Source organism: Microbacterium sp. LWO13-1.2, assembly GCF_038397725.1.
Taxonomy (GTDB): domain Bacteria; phylum Actinomycetota; class Actinomycetes; order Actinomycetales; family Microbacteriaceae; genus Microbacterium.
The window spans coordinates 1,458,540-1,477,068 of record NZ_CP151634.1; the positions used below are offsets into that span (position 1 = coordinate 1,458,540).

General features: G+C 67.4%; 16 protein-coding genes. 9 read left to right on the forward strand and 7 right to left on the reverse strand.

The window, feature by feature from the left end:
• The first annotated feature begins 79 nt into the window (after nt 1-79).
• The 8 genes from MRBLWO13_RS06975 to MRBLWO13_RS07010 all read left to right on the forward strand — a co-directional run bounded on the left by MRBLWO13_RS06975 (nt 80) and on the right by MRBLWO13_RS07010 (nt 9,215).
• Nucleotides 80-1,090: a LacI family DNA-binding transcriptional regulator gene (locus tag MRBLWO13_RS06975; RefSeq protein ID WP_341978313.1), complete on the forward strand. Its 1,011-nt coding sequence runs from the start codon at nt 80-82 to the stop codon at nt 1,088-1,090.
• 270 nt (nt 1,091-1,360) lie between these two features.
• Entirely contained in the window at nt 1,361-2,680 is a 1,320-nt protein-coding gene (locus MRBLWO13_RS06980) for a sugar ABC transporter substrate-binding protein (protein ID WP_341977345.1), read from the forward strand.
• Between the two features lie 69 nt (nt 2,681-2,749).
• Entirely contained in the window at nt 2,750-3,652 is a 903-nt protein-coding gene (locus tag MRBLWO13_RS06985; protein WP_341977347.1) for a sugar ABC transporter permease, read from the forward strand.
• 67 nt (nt 3,653-3,719) lie between these two features.
• Complete coding sequence (locus MRBLWO13_RS06990) at nt 3,720-4,637, forward strand: carbohydrate ABC transporter permease (RefSeq protein ID WP_341977349.1); 918 nt, start codon at nt 3,720-3,722, stop codon at nt 4,635-4,637.
• Between the two features lie 10 nt (nt 4,638-4,647).
• Nucleotides 4,648-6,006, forward strand: coding sequence for an arabinan endo-1,5-alpha-L-arabinosidase (locus MRBLWO13_RS06995; RefSeq protein ID WP_341977351.1), 1,359 nt, complete (start codon nt 4,648-4,650; stop codon nt 6,004-6,006).
• The gene (locus MRBLWO13_RS07000) at nt 6,003-6,641 is read left to right on the forward strand and encodes a DUF624 domain-containing protein (protein WP_341977353.1); all 639 of its coding nucleotides are present in this window, start codon (nt 6,003-6,005) and stop codon (nt 6,639-6,641) included. Before MRBLWO13_RS06995 ends, MRBLWO13_RS07000 begins: the two co-directional genes overlap by 4 nt.
• Before the next feature lie 83 nt (nt 6,642-6,724).
• Nucleotides 6,725-8,224, forward strand: a complete 1,500-nt coding sequence (locus MRBLWO13_RS07005) for an alpha-N-arabinofuranosidase (RefSeq protein WP_341977355.1) — start codon at nt 6,725-6,727, stop codon at nt 8,222-8,224.
• Between the two features lie 4 nt (nt 8,225-8,228).
• A complete protein-coding gene (locus tag MRBLWO13_RS07010) occupies nt 8,229-9,215 on the forward strand; it encodes an arabinan endo-1,5-alpha-L-arabinosidase (protein ID WP_341977357.1) in 987 nt (328 codons plus the stop codon).
• 1 nt (nt 9,216) lies between these two features.
• Here the strand turns inward: MRBLWO13_RS07010 and MRBLWO13_RS07015 are convergent, their stop codons facing one another.
• The 5 genes from MRBLWO13_RS07015 to MRBLWO13_RS07035 all read right to left on the reverse strand — a co-directional run bounded on the left by MRBLWO13_RS07015 (nt 9,217) and on the right by MRBLWO13_RS07035 (nt 15,174).
• The gene (locus MRBLWO13_RS07015; RefSeq protein ID WP_341977358.1) at nt 9,217-10,752 is read right to left on the reverse strand and encodes an alpha-N-arabinofuranosidase; all 1,536 of its coding nucleotides are present in this window, start codon (nt 10,750-10,752) and stop codon (nt 9,217-9,219) included.
• 19 nt (nt 10,753-10,771) lie between these two features.
• Nucleotides 10,772-11,686: a carbohydrate ABC transporter permease gene (locus tag MRBLWO13_RS07020; RefSeq protein ID WP_341977360.1), complete on the reverse strand. Its 915-nt coding sequence runs from the start codon at nt 11,684-11,686 to the stop codon at nt 10,772-10,774.
• Entirely contained in the window at nt 11,686-12,633 is a 948-nt protein-coding gene (locus tag MRBLWO13_RS07025; RefSeq protein ID WP_341977361.1) for a sugar ABC transporter permease, read from the reverse strand. Before MRBLWO13_RS07025 ends, MRBLWO13_RS07020 begins: the two co-directional genes overlap by 1 nt.
• Nucleotides 12,630-13,976: an extracellular solute-binding protein gene (locus MRBLWO13_RS07030; protein ID WP_341977363.1), complete on the reverse strand. Its 1,347-nt coding sequence runs from the start codon at nt 13,974-13,976 to the stop codon at nt 12,630-12,632. Before MRBLWO13_RS07030 ends, MRBLWO13_RS07025 begins: the two co-directional genes overlap by 4 nt.
• A 151-nt stretch (nt 13,977-14,127) precedes the next feature.
• Entirely contained in the window at nt 14,128-15,174 is a 1,047-nt protein-coding gene (locus MRBLWO13_RS07035) for a LacI family DNA-binding transcriptional regulator (RefSeq protein WP_341977365.1), read from the reverse strand.
• Between the two features lie 71 nt (nt 15,175-15,245).
• On the opposite strand from MRBLWO13_RS07035, the gene MRBLWO13_RS07040 reads away from it, so the two are divergent.
• A complete protein-coding gene (locus MRBLWO13_RS07040; RefSeq protein WP_341977367.1) occupies nt 15,246-16,523 on the forward strand; it encodes a D-arabinono-1,4-lactone oxidase in 1,278 nt (425 codons plus the stop codon).
• Nucleotides 16,524-16,559: 36 nt separating this feature from the next.
• On the opposite strand, the gene MRBLWO13_RS07045 is transcribed toward MRBLWO13_RS07040, so the two are convergent.
• Both MRBLWO13_RS07045 and MRBLWO13_RS07050 read right to left on the reverse strand, forming a co-directional pair.
• On the reverse strand, nt 16,560-17,720 hold the full coding sequence (locus MRBLWO13_RS07045) for a Gfo/Idh/MocA family oxidoreductase (protein ID WP_341977369.1): 1,161 nt from the start codon (nt 17,718-17,720) through the stop codon (nt 16,560-16,562).
• On the reverse strand, nt 17,717-18,499 hold the full coding sequence (locus MRBLWO13_RS07050; RefSeq protein ID WP_341977371.1) for a ThuA domain-containing protein: 783 nt from the start codon (nt 18,497-18,499) through the stop codon (nt 17,717-17,719). Before MRBLWO13_RS07050 ends, MRBLWO13_RS07045 begins: the two co-directional genes overlap by 4 nt.
• Nucleotides 18,500-18,529: the final 30 nt, after the last annotated feature.

The window sequence follows — 18,529 nt, forward strand, 5'->3', positions numbered from 1 at the left end:
GGGTGCGGCTGTAGGGTGATCTCGTCGTAATGACACGATTCTGCAACGTTGTAGAATGATGTCGGAACAGGGGGATCGGATGGCGGTGACGTTGCACGACGTGGCGGGGCTCGCCGGCGTCTCGATCAAGACGGTCTCGAATGTCATCAACGACTACCCGCATATCCGCCCGGCGACCAGGGAGAAGGTCGAAGCGGCGATCGCCGAACTCGGCTACACGCCCAACCTCACCGCGCGGAACCTCCGTTCCGGCCGCACCGGCGCGATCGCTCTCGCACTGCCCGATCTGAGCCTCGCCTACTTCGCTGAGCTCGCCGCCCAGGTCATCCACGAGGCCGAAGCCGCCGGCGTCGTCGTGCTCGTCGAGCAGACCGGCGCCGATCGCACCAGGGAACTCGAACTGCTGCGCAGCTCGCGTCTCAAGCTCACCGACGGACTGATCTTCAGTCCGCTGGGCATGGGGCAGGAGGATGCCGCCGCGCTCGACGTGGGCTTCCCGCTGGTGCTGCTCGGCGAGCGCATCTTCGACGGCCCTACGGACCACGTCACGATGCGCAACGTCGAAGCGGCCCGCGCGGCCACCGAGTACCTCATCGCCCATGGGCGCCGGCGGATCGCCGTGGTCGGTGCTCACGAGGGCGAAGTCATCGGCTCGGCGGCTCTGCGCCTTCGGGGTTACCGGGAAGCGCTCGAAGCGGCCGGCATCCCCTACGACGACGACATCGTCGGGTACACGACGCTCTGGCATCGTGCGAACGGCGCCCATTCGATGCGCGAGATCCTCGCCAGGGGCGGCGAGTTCGATGCCGTCTTCGGGCTGAACGACACGCTCGCGCTCGGCGCGATGCGCGTGCTGCAGGAAGCGGGGCGCAAGGTCCCGGAAGACGTCGCAGTGGTCGGCTTCGACGGTCTGGATGAGGCCGAGTACTCCATTCCGAGCCTCACCACCGTCGATCCCGGCCGCGAGTGGATCGCCAAGACCGCCGTGGCGACGCTGCTGGCGCGCATCGCCGGAGATGCGGATGCGCCGCCGCGCACGCTCCTGGCCGACTTCCGCATCCTCGACCGAGAGTCCGCTCCCGCCACCTGACCTCGCCCGTCGCCCGACCCGCCACCCTCTGGCCGTCGCGAGTCTTCGGAGAGGCTTTTCGCTGGTCCCCAGGTCTCTGGACCAGCCGATTCCATCTCTGTGAGCGACGAGAGCGGCAGGCGCTGACGAATCGCGATTGACAGGGCGGGGCGTTCGGGTCACAATGTCTCTACAACGTTTACTACAACGTTGTAGAACGAGAGAGATCGCTCCTGCGGCCCAGCCCGAGCGACGACATCGAAGTCAGCTCCCGAGAGGAAACACAGCACAATGAAGTCACGGATCCTGGCGGTCACGGCCGTCTCAGCGGTCGCCCTGGCGACAATCACCGGATGCTCGAGCGGCGCTGCGGGCAGCGACGGCGACACCATCACGTTCATGTTCCGCGGCAACGACGCGGAGAAGGCGGCGTACACCGCGGCCATCGAGCAGTTCGAGAAGGACCACGACGTCGACGTCAAGATCATCATGACGACGGCGGACGAGTACTCCACCAAGCTCAAGGCCGCCATCACCGGCAAGCAGATCCCGGATGTCTTCTACATCGACCCGGGCAGCGTCCAGGCCTACGTCAAGTCCGGCATCGTCAAGGACATCACCGACAAGGTCGAGGAGTCCGTCGACCTCGACAACATCTGGGAGTACGGCGTCGACAGCTACCGCTTCGACGGCAAGCTGATGGGACAGGGCGCGATCTACGCGATGCCCAAGGACATCGGCCCGTTCTCCTTCGGCTACAACAAGACCATGTTCGATGCGGCCGGCATCCCGCTGCCCGACCCGGAGGTCCCGTACACCTGGGCCGAGTTCGTCGACGTCGCCAAGAAGCTGACCCTCGACACGAACTCCGACGGAACGCTCGACCAGTGGGGCACCGGACTCAACGTGCAGTGGAATCTGCAGCCGTTCGTCTGGTCCAACGGCGGCGACTGGCTGAACGAGGATCGCACCAAGGTCACGGTGGACACTCCGGAGTTCGCCGAGGCGCTGCAGTTCTTCGCCGACATGTCCAATGTCGAGAAGGTCACGCCGTCCACCTCCGACGCGCAGACGCTGGACACCTACCAGCGCTGGATGCAGGGACAGATCGGCTTCTTCCCGGTCGGCCCGTGGGACGTGCCCACCTACGAGAAGCTGGACTTCGAGTGGGATCTGATCCCCTACCCGGTCGGCGCCACCGGCGAGACCGCGACCTGGACGGGCACGCTCGGCATCGCCGTCGCCGAGACGACGAAGAACGCCGACATCGCGACCGAACTCGCGATCTACCTGTCCACGGATCCGACGGCGCAGCAGTCCCTCGTCGATGCGGGCGTGCAGGTGCCGAACCTGAAGGACATGGCCGACGAGTGGGTCGCCTCCGCGACGCTGCCGCCGGCGAACAAGCAGGAGTTCCTCGACATCGCGAACGAGTACGGCAGGGCGCTTCCGGCCAACACCACCTACAGCGCCGAGTGGTACGACGAGCTCTTCAAGAACATCCAGCCCGTCCTCGACGGCGAGCAGTCCGCCGAGGACTACCTCGCCGAGGTGCAGCCGCGCATGCAGCAGCTGCTCGACAAGGCGAACGCCGACGCAGGCATCGGCTAGCGGATCCCCCGGGGCCGGCCCCCACGGCCGGCCCCGGCACCATCCGTACGTCTCACAGAAGAGGTGACCATGTCCACGACGACCATTCGTCGCTCCCGGCTGCACCGGCGCGAGCATCTCGCCGCCGCCGCCTTCATCGCCGTCCCGGTGCTCGGGTTCCTGATCTTCATCGCCTACCCGCTGCTGTTCGCCGTGTACGCGTCGTTCACCAAGTGGAACGGTCTCGGCGAGCCGGTGCTCAACGGCCTCGACAACTACGTCGAGATGTGGAACGACCCGTACTTCTGGCAGGCGATGGGCAACACGGTGTTCATGATGATCGGCATCCCGATCGGACTGGTCATCTCGCTGCTGCTCGCGCTCGCCCTCAACCGCAAGATGCGCGGCACCACGTTCTTCCGCACCGTGTACTACGTGCCCGTCATCTCCTCGCTCGCCGCTGTCGCCATCCTCTGGCAGTGGGCGTACAACGGCGACTTCGGCCTGGTCAACCAGGTGCTGGCGTTCTTCGGGATCGACGGCCCGAACTGGCTGCAGAACGCCGACACCGCGAAGCCGGCGATCGTGATCATGGCCGTGTGGAAGGGCCTCGGGTTCTCGATGCTCCTCTATCTGGCGGCGCTGCAGTCGGTGCCGCGGCACCTGTACGAGGCCGCGGCCATCGACGGGGCGGGCGCGTTCTCGCAGTTCCGCCACATCACGATCCCGATGCTGCGCCCGGTGACCTTCTTCCTCGTCGTCACCAGCATCATCGGCGGTGCCCAGATCTTCATCGAGATCAACATCATGACCCCCACCGGAGGACCCGAGTTCTCCACGGCATCCATCGTCTGGTACATCTGGCAGAAGGCGTTCAACTACCTCCAGATGGGCTACGCGACAGCGATGTCGGTCGTGCTGGGACTGCTGGTCTTCGTCATCACGGCGATCCAGTTCCAGGTCAACCGTCGGTCCCAGTTCTCCATCGAGTGAGGCAGCCATGACTCTTTCAGCCCCTGGAATGCAGGCAGTCCGCGAGACGGAGACAGCGCCTGGAACGATGACCACCGTGTTACCGGTGACCGCCCGCCGCCGGCTCCCGCGCCGCGTCTCCGGCGGATCGGATGCCCCGGTCGGCACGCGCTCCCGCTCCTACCGTGCGATGAACGTCATCGTCACGATCATCCTGTCCATCGGCGGCATCGTGATGATCGCTCCGCTGCTGTGGACCTTCAGCACTTCGCTGAAGACCAAAGAGGCCGTGTTCGCCCTCCCGCCGCAGTGGATCCCCGATCCGGTGCAGTGGGAGACCTACATCCGCGTCTGGACCGCCGGCCCGCTCGCCAGTGGCATCTGGAACAGCATCATCGTCTCGGTGAGCGTCACCGTCGTCGGCACGGTGACCTCGGCGGTCGCGGCCTTCGCCTTCGCGAAGATGCGGCTCCCGTTCAAGAACGTCGTGTTCCTGGCGATGCTCTCGGCGATCATGATCCCGTTCCCGACGATCATGATCCCGCAGTTCAAGATGTTCGCGGATGCCGGAATGGTCGACACCCTGTGGCCGCTGATCCTGCCCGGCCTGTTCGGCAACATCGTGATGATCTTCTTCCTCCGGCAGTTCCTCGACTCGGTTCCCGACTCGATCATCGAGGCGGCGAAGCTCGACGGCGCCGGCTACCTGCGGATCTTCTTCACCTTGATCTTCCCGGCGATCCGTCCGGCGATCGCGGCGCAGTTCATCCTCTGGTTCATGGCGATGTGGAACGACTACCTCGCGCCGATCATCTACCTGAACTCGCCCGAGAAGCAGACCCTGCAGCTCGTGATCGCGAGCTTCAACGCCACCTATGCCAGCCAGACCGACTACCCGCTGATCATGGCGGCGTCCTTCATCGCGCTGGTGCCCGTGCTCGTCGTATTCGTCGTGTTCCAGCGGCAGATCATCGAATCGGTCGCTCTGAGCGGATCGAAGGCCTGAGATGTCGACCATGACGAACGACCCGAGCACCTGGGGCGCGCGCAACGCGCATGACCCGACCGTGGTCCGCGGCGACGACGGGCTCTGGTACATGTTCTCGACGGATGCCGCCGCCGGCGTCTCGGACTTCCCGGTCGGTGCGCACATCCGCACCTCGACAGATCTCGTCACCTGGTCGTTCCACGGCACCGCGCTCGGCGAGGTGCCGGCCGCGGCGAAGGAATGGAGCGGTGCCGAAGGGCTGTGGGCTCCCGAGGTGGTGCGCTGGCCGACAGCGGACGGCACGTCGCGCTGGCACATGTACTACTCGGCCTCGACGTTCGGCTCACGCACCTCGGCGATCGGCCTGGCCACGGCGAGCAGCCCGGCCGGTCCCTGGGCCGATCAGGGCATCGTGATAGCGACGCGGCACGACCGCGACGCGTACAACGCGATCGACGCCGCCATCGCATTCGATCGCGCAGGACGTCCGTGGATGATCTACGGATCGTTCTTCGGAGGCATCCATATCGTCGAACTCTCGGCGGAGACGGGGACGCGGCTCCGCGACGAACCCGGTGCGCTCATCGCCCGGCGTCCGGCCAGCGTCGACGGGGCGATCGAAGGCGCGTACATCCAGTACCGCCCGGAGGACGATCGCTTCGTGCTGTTCGTCTCCTACGACTCGCTCGTCGACACCTACAGCGTGCGCGTCGGAGTCGCCGATGAGATCACCGGTCCGTATCGGGATGCGGCGGGGAACGATCTGACCTCGCCGACGGATGAGCGCGCTGCCGCGACCGGTACCAAGGTGCTCGGCGGCCACCGCTTCCCTGGTGGCACCGGGTTCATCGCGCCTGGGCACAACTCGATCTTCACCGACGGCGATGCGACGTTCATGGTGCATCACGTGCGGCTGGCCGATGCGCCCACGCGGCACGAGGCGCAGATCCGCCGCGTGCACTGGACCCGGAGCGGCTGGCCCGTGGTGTCGCCGCATCCTTTCGCCGGGGCCGGGACGGAGCGCCTGACCGCGCCCGAGCAGGTCGCAGGGGAGTGGGATGCCGTGCGCTTCGCGCCCGAGGTGTCCGCGCTCGTCGAAGCGCAGAGGGTGACTCTCGTATCGGATGCCGTGTCGGATGGCGAGCCTGTCGCGGTGACGATCCTCGTGGAGGGCGTTTCGTCTCGTCGCTTCGCTCCTCGCTCAACGACCGGGGTCACGCACCCGGTCGTTGAGCGCGCGGAGCGAGACGAAACGCGTGACGGAGTCGAGCTCGACGCGGTCGTGTTCGGCGCCTGGGATCCGGTCGCCTCGCGCACCGTCCTCGCCTTCAGCGGCATCGACCCGAACGGTGTCGTCTGGAGCGGCTCGAAGGCGGTGACGTCGTGACCGCCCCCGCGCTGGGCGGTCTCGGCTGGACCGGCCGCGTGATGCAGGTACTGCAGGTGGTGACCTCCCTGATCGCCGTGAACGTGATGTTCCTGCTCGGCACGCTGCTCGGGCTCGGCATCCTCGGGCTCATGCCGGCTGCGGTCGCGGCATCCGCAGTGCTCCGGCAGGGCGACCTGCTCTCCGGTACCGCGGAAGGCGGCGTGGTCCGCACCTTCTGGATTCGCTACCGGGCGGAGTTCGCCCGTGCCAACCTCGCCGGCATCCCGTTCGGGATCGCCGGCCTGCTGCTCGCTGCCGACGCCGCGCTCCTGCCAACGCTGCAGGGCCCGCTCTCCGCCGCATTGCTCATGCTCACCGGCGTCGTCGTGATCGGCACCGCGACCATCGCGATCACCGCGGTCGTGCTGCTCTCCCGCTATGACGACCGCCCGGTTCCGGTGCTGCGTTTCGCGCTGGTTCTGCCGCTCACGTCCGTTCCCATGTCGCTCGGTGTGCTCGTCGTCATCGCGGCGTGGGCGGCGATCGTCGGGGCCTTCCCAGTGCTCCTGCCGCTGCTCGGAGTCTCGATTCCGATGGCGATCGCGGTCCGGCTCATCGACCGCCGACTCGACCGCATCGACCACGCCGGCTGACCGGCATCCCCATCCGTTTCCCATAGCCCGAGTACCTCGCCGTGCTGCGCGTGCAGCCGGCCTGTCCCAGAGAAGGAAAATCCGTGACCAAGGCACGCATCTCCATCGACCGCGAGGCGGTCGTCGCTCCGATCGATCGGCGCATCTTCGGCTCGTTCGTCGAGCACCTCGGCCGCTGCGTCTACGACGGCATCTACGAACCCGGCCACCCCACGGCGAACGAGGACGGCTTCCGCCTCGATGTCGTCGACCTCGTCCGCGAGCTCGGCTCCAGCACCATCCGCTACCCCGGAGGCAACTTCGTCTCCGGCTTCCGCTGGGAGGACTCGGTCGGCCCGCGTGAGCAGCGCCCGGTGCGGCGCGACCTGGCCTGGCACTCGATCGAGACGAACCAGGTCGGCGTCGACGAGTTCTCGCGCTGGCTCGCGCTCACCGGCTCCGAACTGATGATGGCGGTGAACCTCGGCACGCGCGGCATCGAGGCAGCCCTCGACCTGCTCGAGTACTGCAACCACCCCTCCGGTACGGCGCTGAGCGACCAGCGCATCGCCAACGGCTCCGTCGAGCCGCATGGCATCAAGATGTGGTGCCTGGGCAACGAGATGGACGGCCCGTGGCAGACCGGCTACATGACGGCCGAGGACTACGGCAAGATCGCCGCCCGCACGGCGCAGGCGATGAAGACCGCGGACAAGACTCTCGAGCTCGTCGTGTGCGGGTCGTCGAGCTCGTCGATGCCGACCTTCGGCGACTGGGAGCGCACGGTGCTCGAGCACGCCTACGAGCACGTGGACTACATCTCCTGCCACGCCTACTACCAGGAGCGCGGCGGCGACCTGGCCTCGTACCTCGCATCGTCGGTCGACATGCAGTATTTCATCGAGACGGTCGTCGCGACGGCCGACCACGTCGGCAACAAGCTGAAGTCGTCGAAGAAGATCAAGCTCTCCTTCGATGAGTGGAACATCTGGTACCTCGACGAGCACCAGGCATCCGACGAGGTCAACGACGAATGGCGCGTCGCGCCCCGCCAGCTCGAGGACGTGTACTGCGTGGCGGATGCCGTGGTGCTCGGCAACCTGCTGATCACGCTGCTGAAGAACCACGACCGCGTGGCATCCGCCTCGCTCGCCCAGCTGGTCAACGTGATCGCGCCGATCATGACCGAACCGGGCGGCGACGCCTGGCGTCAGACCACGTTCTTCCCGTTCTCGGTGACCTCGCGCCTCGCGAAGGGCGAGATCGTGAAGCCGCGGATCGACGTCGGCACGTATGAGACGAAGGTGTACGGCGAGGCACCCCTGGTCGACTCGGTGGTCACCACCGACGGTCCGCAGTCGGCGGTCTTCCTGGTGAACCGCAGCCAGACCGAATCCATCGAGGTGCAGATCGCCGTCACCGAGCTCGGCGCGACGTCGATCGACGAAGCCGTGACGGTCTGGGACGACGACGTGTACGCCAAGAACACGCTCGAGAACCAGACCCGCGTCGGACTGAAGACGCTCGAGGGCGCCGCGCTCGCCGACGGCGTGCTCACCGTCATGCTGCCGCCGGTGTCATGGTCGGCCATCGCGCTGAGCTGATCCGATGAATCCTCTCTTGCGTCTGGCCGGCGCCGTCGCAGTCGTCGCGGTGACGGCGGCGCTGGCCGGATGCGGAACCGCGGCCGCGGCCGCGCCCCAACTGTCCGGCGACATCTTCGTGCACGACCCGGCCTACGTGCAGACGGCCGATGGCGAGTACGTGTACTCGACGGGGAACGGGCAGATCGGTGACGGCAACATCCAGATCCGCCGATCCGATGACGGGGCGAGCTGGGAGTACGTCGGCGAGGTCTGGGCGTCCAAGCCCGATTGGTTGTCGGATGCCGTGCCCGGCGTCGACAACCTCTGGGCTCCTGAGCTCTACGAACACGACGGCGTCTGGTACCTCTACTACTCGGCGTCGACCTTCGGCAGCAGTGATTCGGTGATCGCACTCGCTACCAACACGACTCTCGACCCGGAGGATCCGTCGTATGAGTGGGTCGATCGAGGCGAGGTGATCTCCTCTGCCGGCGCCGACTTCAACGCGATCGATCCGGGCATCGTCGAGGATGCGGACGGCGTGCCGTGGATGGCATTCGGCTCATTCTTCTCCGGCATCCATATGGTGCAGCTGGAGTGGCCGAGCGGATTGCGTGCATCCGACGCAGACGAGCCGATCCGCATCGCGGATCGCGGACTCGTCGAGAACGCGATCGAGGCGCCGTACATCGTGCCGCACGACGGCTGGTACTACCTGTTCCTGTCGCGCAACTTCTGCTGCAAGGGCGTCGACAGCACGTACGAGATCATCGTCGGGCGATCGAAGTCGGTAACGGGGCCGTATCTGGATGCGGACGGCGGCGAGCTCCTCGACGACGGCGGCACCGTGGTGCTGACGACCGATGGCTCCCGCGTCGGGCCGGGTGGGCAGTCCGTGTTCGAGGACATGCTCGCCTTCCACTTCTACGACGGTGCCGCCGATGGCATCCCGACTCTGGGCCTTCGACCGCTCACCTGGCGCGACGGCTGGCCTGAGGTCGCTGACTGAGCTACGCGCGAGTCGCCTCCAGCTCGATCACCGACCAGGAGAGCGCCGGGAGAGTTGCGCGGACGGCACCGTCGACGATCTCGGCCGCGGCGAGCGGGACCATGTGCACGGCATCCGGAGTGGTCTCGAGGTTGGTGGTCAGGCGGTCGCCGCCCTCCGGGATCGTGAGCGTCTCGGCCCCGACGACCCGAAGCCCGCCCATCCCGCGCAGGTCGATCGTCAGGTCGCTCTCCTCGCTCAGCGAGCGGTTCGCGACGAACACCACGACGCGTCCGGTCTCCTCATCCCAGGTCGCGGCGGCGTCGACCGCATCGACGCCGCCGTAGCGCTTCGTCTCGATCTGCGGCGCCGACACCGCGAGCCGCAGGATGCGCCCCTGTGCGAGACGCGCCATCCGCTCGAACGGCCAGAAGCTCGTCTGTCGCCAGGCCGGTCCGTTCTCCTCCGAGCGGATGGGCGCGATCACGTTCACCAGCTGCGCCTGGTTCGCGATCTTCACGCGGTCGCCGTGGCGCAGGAGGCTGTTGAGCAGGGTGCCGACGACGACGGCATCGGTCACGTCGTAGGTGTCCTCGATCAGACGCGGATGCTCTCGCCACCCCGCCTTCGCGATCTCGCCTGCCTCGACGTCGTTGTACTTCACCTGGTCCCAGACGTTCCATTCGTCGAACGAGATGTCGACCTGCTTGGTGTGCTTGCCCGCGGCCTTGACCGCATCGACCGTCGCGATGACACCCTCGATGAAGGCATCCATGTCGACCGACTCGGCGAGGAACGACTCGGCGTCGCCGTCGTGCTCCTGGTAGTAGGCGTGCATCGAGACGTAGTCGACCTCGTCGTACGCGTGGGTGAGCACCGTGTGCTCCCATGTCCCGAAGGTCGGCATCGAACGGGAGGACGAGCCCACGGCCACCAGCTCGATCGACGGGTCGACGAGTTTCATCGCCTTGGCCGACTCCTGCGCCAGTCGCCCGTACTCGCCGGCTGTCTTGCCGCCGATCTGCCACGGGCCGTCGAGCTCGTTGCCCAGGCACCACAGCTTGATGTCGAACGGCTGCTCGGCGCCGTTCTTGCGACGCAGGTCCGACCAGTACGTTCCGCCGGGGTGGTTGGCGTATTCGACGAGCGACCGGGCCTCCTCGACGCCACGAGTGCCGAGGTTGATCGCCTCCATGACCTCGACGTCGGCCTCCTTCGCCCAGTCCATGAACTCGTGCAGGCCGAAGGCGTTGGTCTCGATCGTGTGCCAGGCGCCGTCGATGCGCACGGGACGACCCTCCACGGGACCCACGCCGTCCTCCCACCGGTAGCCCGAGACGAAGTTGCCGCCCGGGTAGCGGACGACCGTCGGGCCCATCTCCCGCACCAGCGCGAGCACGTCCGTGCGGAAGCCGCGTTCATCGGCCTGCGGGTGCCCCGGCTCGTAGATGCCGGTGTACACGCAGCGCCCCATGTGCTCGACGAACGATCCGAAGAGTCTCCGGGGGACGTCGGCGATCGTGAAGTCGCGGTCGATGGTGATGCGGGCGCTACTCATTGCTCTCCAATTGAGGGGTTCACTGACCGCCGAAGCCGCTGGTCGCGACGCCTTTGACGATCTGCTTCTGGAAGATGATGAACACGATGATGAGGGGGAGTGCGGCGAGGACCGCCTGCGCCATGACCTGTGCGTACTGGACGCCGTAGGCGCTGATGACGGTCTGCAGTCCCACCGGAAGAGTCATCAGCGTGGTGTCGTTGATGACCAGGAACGGCCAGAGGAAGTTGTTCCACGCGCCGATGAACACGAAGATCGCCACCGATGCCAGGATCGGCCGTGACAGCGGCAGCACGATCGACCAGAAGATCCGGAACCGGCTGGCGCCGTCCACGCGTGCCGCCTCTTCGAGCTCGATCGGGACCGCGTCGAAGAACCGCTTGAGGATGAACACCATCGCCGGCGCCACCACCTGCGGCAGGATCAGGCCCCAGTAGGTGTCGATCATGTTGAAGGTGAGCATCTGGTAGAACAGCGGGATGATCAGCACCTGCGGCGGCACCACGATCGACGCGATGATGACGGCGAACAGCCACTTGCGGCCGGTGAAGTCGAGCCGCGAGAACGCGTAGGCCGCCAGGGCCGAGATCGCCAGGGTGATCAAGGTCACCGCCGCCGACGTCCACAGGCTGTTGAACGCCCAGGTGTAGACGTTCCCCTGCGAGAGGATCGCCGTGAACGCCTCGATCGTCGGACCGGAGGCGCCGATCCATCCGGGGTCGCCGGATGCGGCATCCGTCTCCGTCTTGAACGCGGTGGCGACCGCCCAGAGGAAGGGCAGCAGCCAGCCGATCGCGAGCAGCGCGAGCACGGCGAACGCGACGATGCGCAGCGGGCCGAACGGCTTCTGGCCGGGGACGTGCGGGCGACGCCTCGCGCGCGCCTGCGGAGCGACGATCGTCTCGGTCGTGGGTGCGAGAGTGGTGGCAGACATCACAGCTGCTCCTTCCGGCGGCGCGAGACCACGGCCTGCGCGACGCCGACGATGACGATGAGGGCGAAGAAGACGTACGAGATCGCGGCCGAGTAGCCGAATCGGTAGCTGGTGAAACCGGCTTCGTAGATGTACTGGACGATCGAACGGGTGGTGTCGCTCGCGACGCCGCCGAGCATCTGGTACGCCTGGTCGAACAGCTTCAGCGAGGCGAGGATCTGCAGGAGCAGGATGAGTACGGTGGCCGGACCGAGCTGCGGCAGCGTGATCGACCAGAACTGACGCCAGGTGCTCGCGCCGTCCAGCGACGCCGCCTCGTACTGCTGCGGCGGGATGTTCTGCATCGCGGCGAGATAGAGCAGGAAGTTGAATCCGACCGTCCACCAGACCGTGGCGATCACGATCGACATCATGTTGGTCTCGGGGTTCTGCAGCCATGCGAGCGGCTCGAGTCCGAAGGCCTCGAGGACGTTGTTCGCCGCGCCGATCTGAGGGTTGAAGATCCACACCCAGATCTGCGAGATGACGGTGGAGGCGAGCAGATACGGCATGAAGAACGACAGTCGCCACAGCCACTGCCCGGGAAGCCCCCGGTCGACGAGCGCGGCCATCAGCAGGGCGATCGCCACCAGCGGGACCGTGGAGAGCAGGGTGAACCACACCGTGTTCCCCATCGACCGCCACATCACGGGGTCCGTCAGCGCCTCGGCATAGTTCGCGAAGCCCACGAGCGATCCGCCGGCACCGGTGAGGGACTGGTCGGTGAAGCTGAGGTAGATCCCGTGCACGATCGGCCAGATGAGGAACAGGACGAACGCGACGACGAACGGCGCGAGGAACGCCCAGCTGACCAGCTGCTCGCGGCGCCCGGTGCCCGCGCGACGCGGACGGAGATCGGATGCTCCGCCGGTGACGATCGCGCGTGTGGAGGTGGCGGTGTTCGTCATGGCTTCCACGTCCCCTCGGGGTCTGCCGGGTTGGGTTGCGCGAGCAGGGTGTTGACGCGGGCTTCGAAGCGGTCGATCGCGGCTGCCGGGTCGTCGCCGGAGAGCAGCACTCCTTGCACGGCGGCGCCGAATTCGCCCTGGAAGCTCGATCCCGACCCGGTGAACCAGGCCGTCGGGTCGTAGACGACGTGCTCGGCGGCTTCGGCGTAGTGCGCCTGCGGGAGGAGGTCGTCGTATTTCGGCGACTGCGTGACCGGCAGGAACGCGGGAACGTGCCCGGCCTCCGCCCAGCCGAACGAGCCCTTCAGCATGTCGGCGACGAATCGGTACGTGAGATCCCGCTTCGCCGGGTCCGGGTTGGTCTGATTCGGCAGGACGAAGGAGTGCGAGTCGGCGTACACGGCCGGAGTGCCGTACAGCGTGGGGATGACGGTGGCATCGAAGGGCAGCTTCGCGTTCTGCATGGTGCGCAGCTCCCAGACGCCGGTGAAGAGCATCCCGCTCTTGCCGGTCGCGAACTCCGCCACTGCGCTGCCGTAGTCGTTCTGCGCCGCGGCGATCTCGCCGTCGAGCAGGGTCTGCATGAATTCGAGCGATTCGATCGCGGCATCCTTGTCGATGATGGCCTTGCCGCCGATCGGGAGCTCCATCGCCAGCCCGTGCTGCGCATACAGGCAGTAGAACAGGCGCCACATCTGGGCGCCGTCGCCCAGGTATCCGTAGGAGAGCGCGTGGCCTTCCGCCGTGCCGCTGACCGTTCGGAGCTGGTCGACGAACTCTTCCGGAGAAGACGTCTTCTTCAGTGCGCCGTCGGTGTCGAGAACGCCGGCCGCATCACAGATATCGGTGTTGAACATCATCACGAACGGGTGGGCATCGAGGGCGATGCTGTACATGTTCTCGCCGACGAAGCCCTTCTCCCAGATCGGATCCGGGAATTTCGAGCCGTCGATGCCGAGCTCGGCGAGGCGGTCCAGGTCCCACGGGTCGAGCAGGCCGCCGGGTGCCCAGCCGACGGTGCGGGTGGCATGCATGACGGCGACATCGGGAGCACGGCCACCGGCGCCGGCCATCGCGAGCTTCGTGTAGTACGGGGTGCCCCAGGCGAGCACGGTCGGACGGATGCGGAACGCATCCTGCGCGTCGTTCGCCTGTTGCAGAAGCGTCGACATCGTGACGCCGTCACCGCCGGAGAGCAGGTGCCAGAACTGCAGGGTCTGGGGGCCGGAGCCCAGGGTGGCGCCGGGGGCGCACCCGGCGAGGAGGGCGGTGCCGGCTGTCAGCCCGGCGACGCTCAGGAACTGTCGTCTGGATAGGCCTGCGGGTTCTATCGGGGGCGTCATTCGTCACTCCTTCGTGACTGCGGGCTGGGGGCGCACCCATCATTACATCGTGGTAATCCGAGCGCAAGAGCGCCCCGCTTTCAAAGAGCGCAAACGGCTGCATCCACGGTCCGAATGCAGCCGTTTGCGCTCTTTGAAGCGGGGTGCGGGTTCAGGGATGGTGGCCGGCAGGGGGCCCGGCGGTGCTGGCGCGCTCGATGAGCCGGTGAGAGAGGGTCAGGCCTCGCGGCGCGGCGCTGCGGTCATCCATCCGCGATTCGAGGAGGCCCAGCGCGGCCTCGGCGAGCTCGCGGCGGTCGAACGCGATCGTGGTGAGCGATGGCGAGGTGAACTCCGAGAACTCCACATCGTCGAACCCGGTCACGATCACATCTTCGGGAACGCGGATGCCGTGCTCATGCAGGGCATGCAGCACGCCGAGTGCGAGAGAGTCGGTGAGCGCGATGATCGCATCGAAATCGACGCCGCGCGAGAGCAGGATCCGCGCTGCTTCGGCGCCACTGGACATCGACCACGGCAGGAGATTGACCTCCAGAGCGGGATCGGCCGCGAGGCCGGCGGTGCGCAGCGCATCGTGGACGCCTTCGAGTCTCAGTCGGCTCGTCGCGGTCGCGACCGATCGGTCTTCATCGGCGCCGATCACGGCGATGCGGCGGGCGCCACGCGACAGCACGTGGCGCGTCGCGTCGGCGGCCGCGAGGCGGCTGTCGATGCGCACATGATCGGCCCTGTTCTGCTCGACCTCGCCGATCACCACGAGCGGCGGCAGTCGGTCGGCGTACTTGACGACGCTGTCCTCGAGGCGGACCGGATTCAGGATCATGCCGTCGATGAGCTGGGCGCGGGCGCGGGACAGCAGCTCCTTCTCGCGCTCCGGCTCCGACGCCGTCTCCTCGATCAGCACCGCCAGCCCGCGTTCATGGGCGGCTTCGACGATGCGGTGCACGAGCTCCGCCGAATACGCGGTGGCAAGGTCAGGGAGCGCGAGGGCGATGATCCCTGATCGCCCCTTGCGCAGTCCTCGGGCGCTCAGATTCGGGACGAAGTCGAGCTCCGCCATTGCCGCCTCGACGCGGGCCTTGGTCTCGTCGCGGACGGCCACAGTGCCGGTGACGACATTGGAGACGGTCTTCGGCGAGACGCCGGCGAGGGCAGCGACGTCCTTCATCGTGGCCCGCGGCGGCGGCATCGCTGTCATCCGGTCAGCCTAACGGGGAGCCTGGGCGATCGCGGAGTACAACGATGTAGTTCGATCGCTATCCTGACACGATGAGCATTGAGCGCAACTGGGCGGGCAACCTCGAGTATCGAGCCGCTGGAGTGTCACACCCGGAGTCGGTCGATGAGCTGCGCGCGCTGATCGCGACCGGTGGCCAGACCCGGATTCTCGGCACGCGTCACTGCTTCAACGACATCGCTGACACGGCGGGCGCGCTGATCGCGCTGGATCGGATGCCGGCGACGTACGAGGTCGGCGCAGCACGGGACTCGGTCCGGGTCGCGGGTGCGCTCCGTTACGGCGACATCGCATCACGACTCGAAGACGAGGGGCTCGCGCTGGCGAACCTCGCCTCGTTGCCGCACATCTCGGTCGCCGGTGCGGTCGCCACCGGTACCCACGGATCCGGTGACGGGATCGGCGCGCTGTCCACTGCCGTGCGCGGCCTCAGCATCATGACCGCATCCGGCGATATCCGCACGCTCGCGCGCGGCGATGAGGGTTTCGACGGGGCGGTCGTGAGCCTCGGCGCTCTCGGCGCGGTGCTCGAGGTCACGCTCGACGTCGAGCCGACCTACCAGATCGCTCAGCACGTCTTCGAGCATCCCTCATGGGACGCGATCCTCGCCGACCTGGGCGCGGTCACCGGCGCCGGAACCAGCGTCAGCATCTTCTCGACGTGGCAGCAGACGGACGTCGCCGACCAGATCTGGATCAAGCAGCGGGTCGCGGCCACCCGGGCGGATGCTCGAGCCGGGCAGTCGCAGCGCGACGACCTCGCCGCTCGTCTCGGCGCGGCGGCCGCCGAGGGCAAGCGGCACCCGATCCTCGGCGTCGATCCGGAGGCGTGCACCGAGCAGGGCGGCGTCGCCGGTGCCTGGTTCCAGCGGCTGCCGCACTTCAAGCTCGAGTTCACGCCCTCCGCCGGAGCAGAGATTCAGAGCGAGTACCTGGTGCCGCGGACCGACGCCGTCGCGGCGATCGAGGCGGTCCGCTCGCTCGCCGACCGGATCGCGCCGCTGCTGCTGGTGAACGAGATCCGCACGGTCAAGGCGGACGAACTCTGGCTGAGCTCCTCCTCCGGAACGGATGCCGTGGGCCTGCACTTCACGTGGAAGCCCGATGAGGCCGCCGTCCGGGAGTTCCTCCCGACCCTCGAGGCGGCGCTGCCGGCATCCGCTCGCCCGCACTGGGGAAAGGTGTTCACCCTCGACGGCGCCGCGGTGCGTGCCCGCTACCCGCGCTGGGACGACTTCGCCGCGCTCGCCGCGTCGTGCGACCCCGAGCGTCGGTTCGTGAACGAGTACCTGGAGCGCCTCGGTCTCTGAGTCCGGGGCCCCGGACGGACGACGACCCGCCTCGGGTCAGGTGAGCCCGTCCGCAGCAGCGCCCCAGGCGACCAGGGCCTGGCGGACATCGTCGCGCGGCTCGTCGGAGACCGCCTGCGCATACGCCTGCTCCAGAACCTCGGCGATCGCGACGCGCGTCCCCGACTCGGCGGAGCGGACGGCGGCCTCCACCATCGCGAGGCTCAGAACGTTCGCGTGCACCTCTCCCGACGGTACGCGGCCGTCGCGTAGGGCGCCGACGAACTCCACGAGGGACCCGGCGATCTCCGCGGGCACGGTGGCCATCGCCGTCGGCGTCTCGATCGCCGCTGGCACGCCGTTCTGCGGGGCGAGCTGGCGCTGCGGCGCCGTATCGCCGTCCCAGGCGGCCGAACCGTGCTCACCGTTGACCCGCCACATGCCGTTCCACGACGTCTCCAGTCCGTCGGCGCACCAGCTGCCGGTGTACGTGTAGCGCACGCCTCCCTCGAACTCGAAGACCGCGGTGGCCGCGGCGTCGGCCGCGTACCAGCTCCACGGCGGGTTGAACTCCTCGCAGTAGACCGAGACCGGGTCGCTGCCGAGGAGGAAGCGCGCGGCGTCGAAGGCGTGGATGGCCATGTCGACGAGCAGCACGTGCGGCATCTCGTCGCGGAAACCACCGAAATGCGGCGCCTTGAAGAACTCGGTCGTCGCGGATCCGAGCCTTCCCAGGGACGCGATCTGCTCACGGAACGCGGCGATCGAGGCGTAGTACCGCCGTGACTGGCTGGTCATGAGCAGTTGTCCACTGGCCTCGGCCGTCGCCGCGAGCGAGAGCGCCTGCGCGACCGTCGGCGCGATCGGCTTCTCGCAGAGCACCGGCAGTCCGGCGAACAGCGCCTCCGTGTTCACCGGGTGGTGGGCCACGGGAACGGTCACGTTCACGACGGCGTCGGCACCGGTCGCCCTGGCGACCTCCGAGACGCTGGTCCCGACGAGCACGCCGCCCTCGCCCGGCTGCAGCCCGGCGTCAGAGACGGCTGTTTCGGCGAGCGCGGTATCGAGGTCGACGACGCCGACGAGCTCGGTGGCCGGATTCGCGAGGATGGTCCCCAACCACGCGCGGCCCATTCCTCCGGCCCCGACGAGCACGATTCGGACGGGAGCTGCCGAGTCCGCGAGCGTGGCGAAGTCTCCGTTCAGCGGTGCACTCATCGGACGAGGGCTCCCTGGTAACCGCGGCCGTTGTAGAAGTCTTCGGTCTCATAGCGCAGCAACACGGGCACGGCCCGCTCCGGGCGCAGGGTCACGGCCCAGCGGACGCCGTTCGCGAGCACGCGGCGCACGTGCTCGTGGTGGTAGACGGGGTAGTCCTGATCGCCGGGCGAGAAGAAGAAGATCTTCCCGAAGCCGCGCTTGTAGGTCATGCCGGAGCGGAAGACCTCACCGCCGGTGAAGGTCGAGAGGAAGATCAGTTCGTCCGGCGCCGGGACGTCGAAGAACTCGCCGTACATCTCCTGCGCGGGGATGATGAACGGGTGCGGGATGCCCTGTGCGATCGGGTGGGTGGGATCGACCGTCCAGACGATCTCACGGTCTTCTTCGGAACGCCACCGCAGCGTGCAGCTGGTGCCCATGAGCGTGCCGAAGATCTTCGACCAGTGGCCCGAGTGCAGGACGAGCAGGCCCATGCCGGCGAGCACATGCTGATGCACGCGCTCGACGACCTCGTCGGAGACCTCGTGGTGCGCGGCATGCCCCCACCAGACGAGCACGTCGGTCGCGGCGAGGACCTCCTCGGTCAGGCCGTGTTCCGGCTCGTCGAGGGTCGTCGTGGTGACGATCGCCTCGGCGCCGAGATACTCCTCGATGCCCTCCTTGATCGTGGTGTGCATGCCGTCCGGATAGATCGCACGGACCTTCTCCTCCAGCTGCTCGTGGCGGTTCTCGCCCCAGACGAGGACCCGGATGGGGGTGGCTCGGGTGTCGGACATGGTCGTGCTCCTTCGGGGATGTGTCGGGTG

What these genes read in the sequence shown, in the direction of transcription:
- MRBLWO13_RS07025 (WP_341977361.1), bottom strand. Translation starts at nt 12,633, where the DNA reads ATGACGAACACCGCCACCTCCACACGCGCGATCGTCACCGGCGGAGCA.
- MRBLWO13_RS07035 (WP_341977365.1), bottom strand. Translation starts at nt 15,174, where the DNA reads ATGACAGCGATGCCGCCGCCGCGGGCCACGATGAAGGACGTCGCTGCC.
- MRBLWO13_RS06980 (WP_341977345.1), top strand. Translation starts at nt 1,361, where the DNA reads ATGAAGTCACGGATCCTGGCGGTCACGGCCGTCTCAGCGGTCGCCCTG.
- MRBLWO13_RS07015 (WP_341977358.1), bottom strand. Translation starts at nt 10,752, where the DNA reads ATGAGTAGCGCCCGCATCACCATCGACCGCGACTTCACGATCGCCGAC.
- MRBLWO13_RS06975 (WP_341978313.1), top strand. Translation starts at nt 80, where the DNA reads ATGGCGGTGACGTTGCACGACGTGGCGGGGCTCGCCGGCGTCTCGATC.
- MRBLWO13_RS07030 (WP_341977363.1), bottom strand. Translation starts at nt 13,976, where the DNA reads ATGACGCCCCCGATAGAACCCGCAGGCCTATCCAGACGACAGTTCCTG.
- MRBLWO13_RS07045 (WP_341977369.1), bottom strand. Translation starts at nt 17,720, where the DNA reads ATGAGTGCACCGCTGAACGGAGACTTCGCCACGCTCGCGGACTCGGCA.
- MRBLWO13_RS07020 (WP_341977360.1), bottom strand. Translation starts at nt 11,686, where the DNA reads ATGTCTGCCACCACTCTCGCACCCACGACCGAGACGATCGTCGCTCCG.
- MRBLWO13_RS07050 (WP_341977371.1), bottom strand. Translation starts at nt 18,499, where the DNA reads ATGTCCGACACCCGAGCCACCCCCATCCGGGTCCTCGTCTGGGGCGAG.
- MRBLWO13_RS07010 (WP_341977357.1), top strand. Translation starts at nt 8,229, where the DNA reads ATGAATCCTCTCTTGCGTCTGGCCGGCGCCGTCGCAGTCGTCGCGGTG.
- MRBLWO13_RS07040 (WP_341977367.1), top strand. Translation starts at nt 15,246, where the DNA reads ATGAGCATTGAGCGCAACTGGGCGGGCAACCTCGAGTATCGAGCCGCT.
- MRBLWO13_RS06990 (WP_341977349.1), top strand. Translation starts at nt 3,720, where the DNA reads ATGACCACCGTGTTACCGGTGACCGCCCGCCGCCGGCTCCCGCGCCGC.
- MRBLWO13_RS06995 (WP_341977351.1), top strand. Translation starts at nt 4,648, where the DNA reads ATGACGAACGACCCGAGCACCTGGGGCGCGCGCAACGCGCATGACCCG.
- MRBLWO13_RS06985 (WP_341977347.1), top strand. Translation starts at nt 2,750, where the DNA reads ATGTCCACGACGACCATTCGTCGCTCCCGGCTGCACCGGCGCGAGCAT.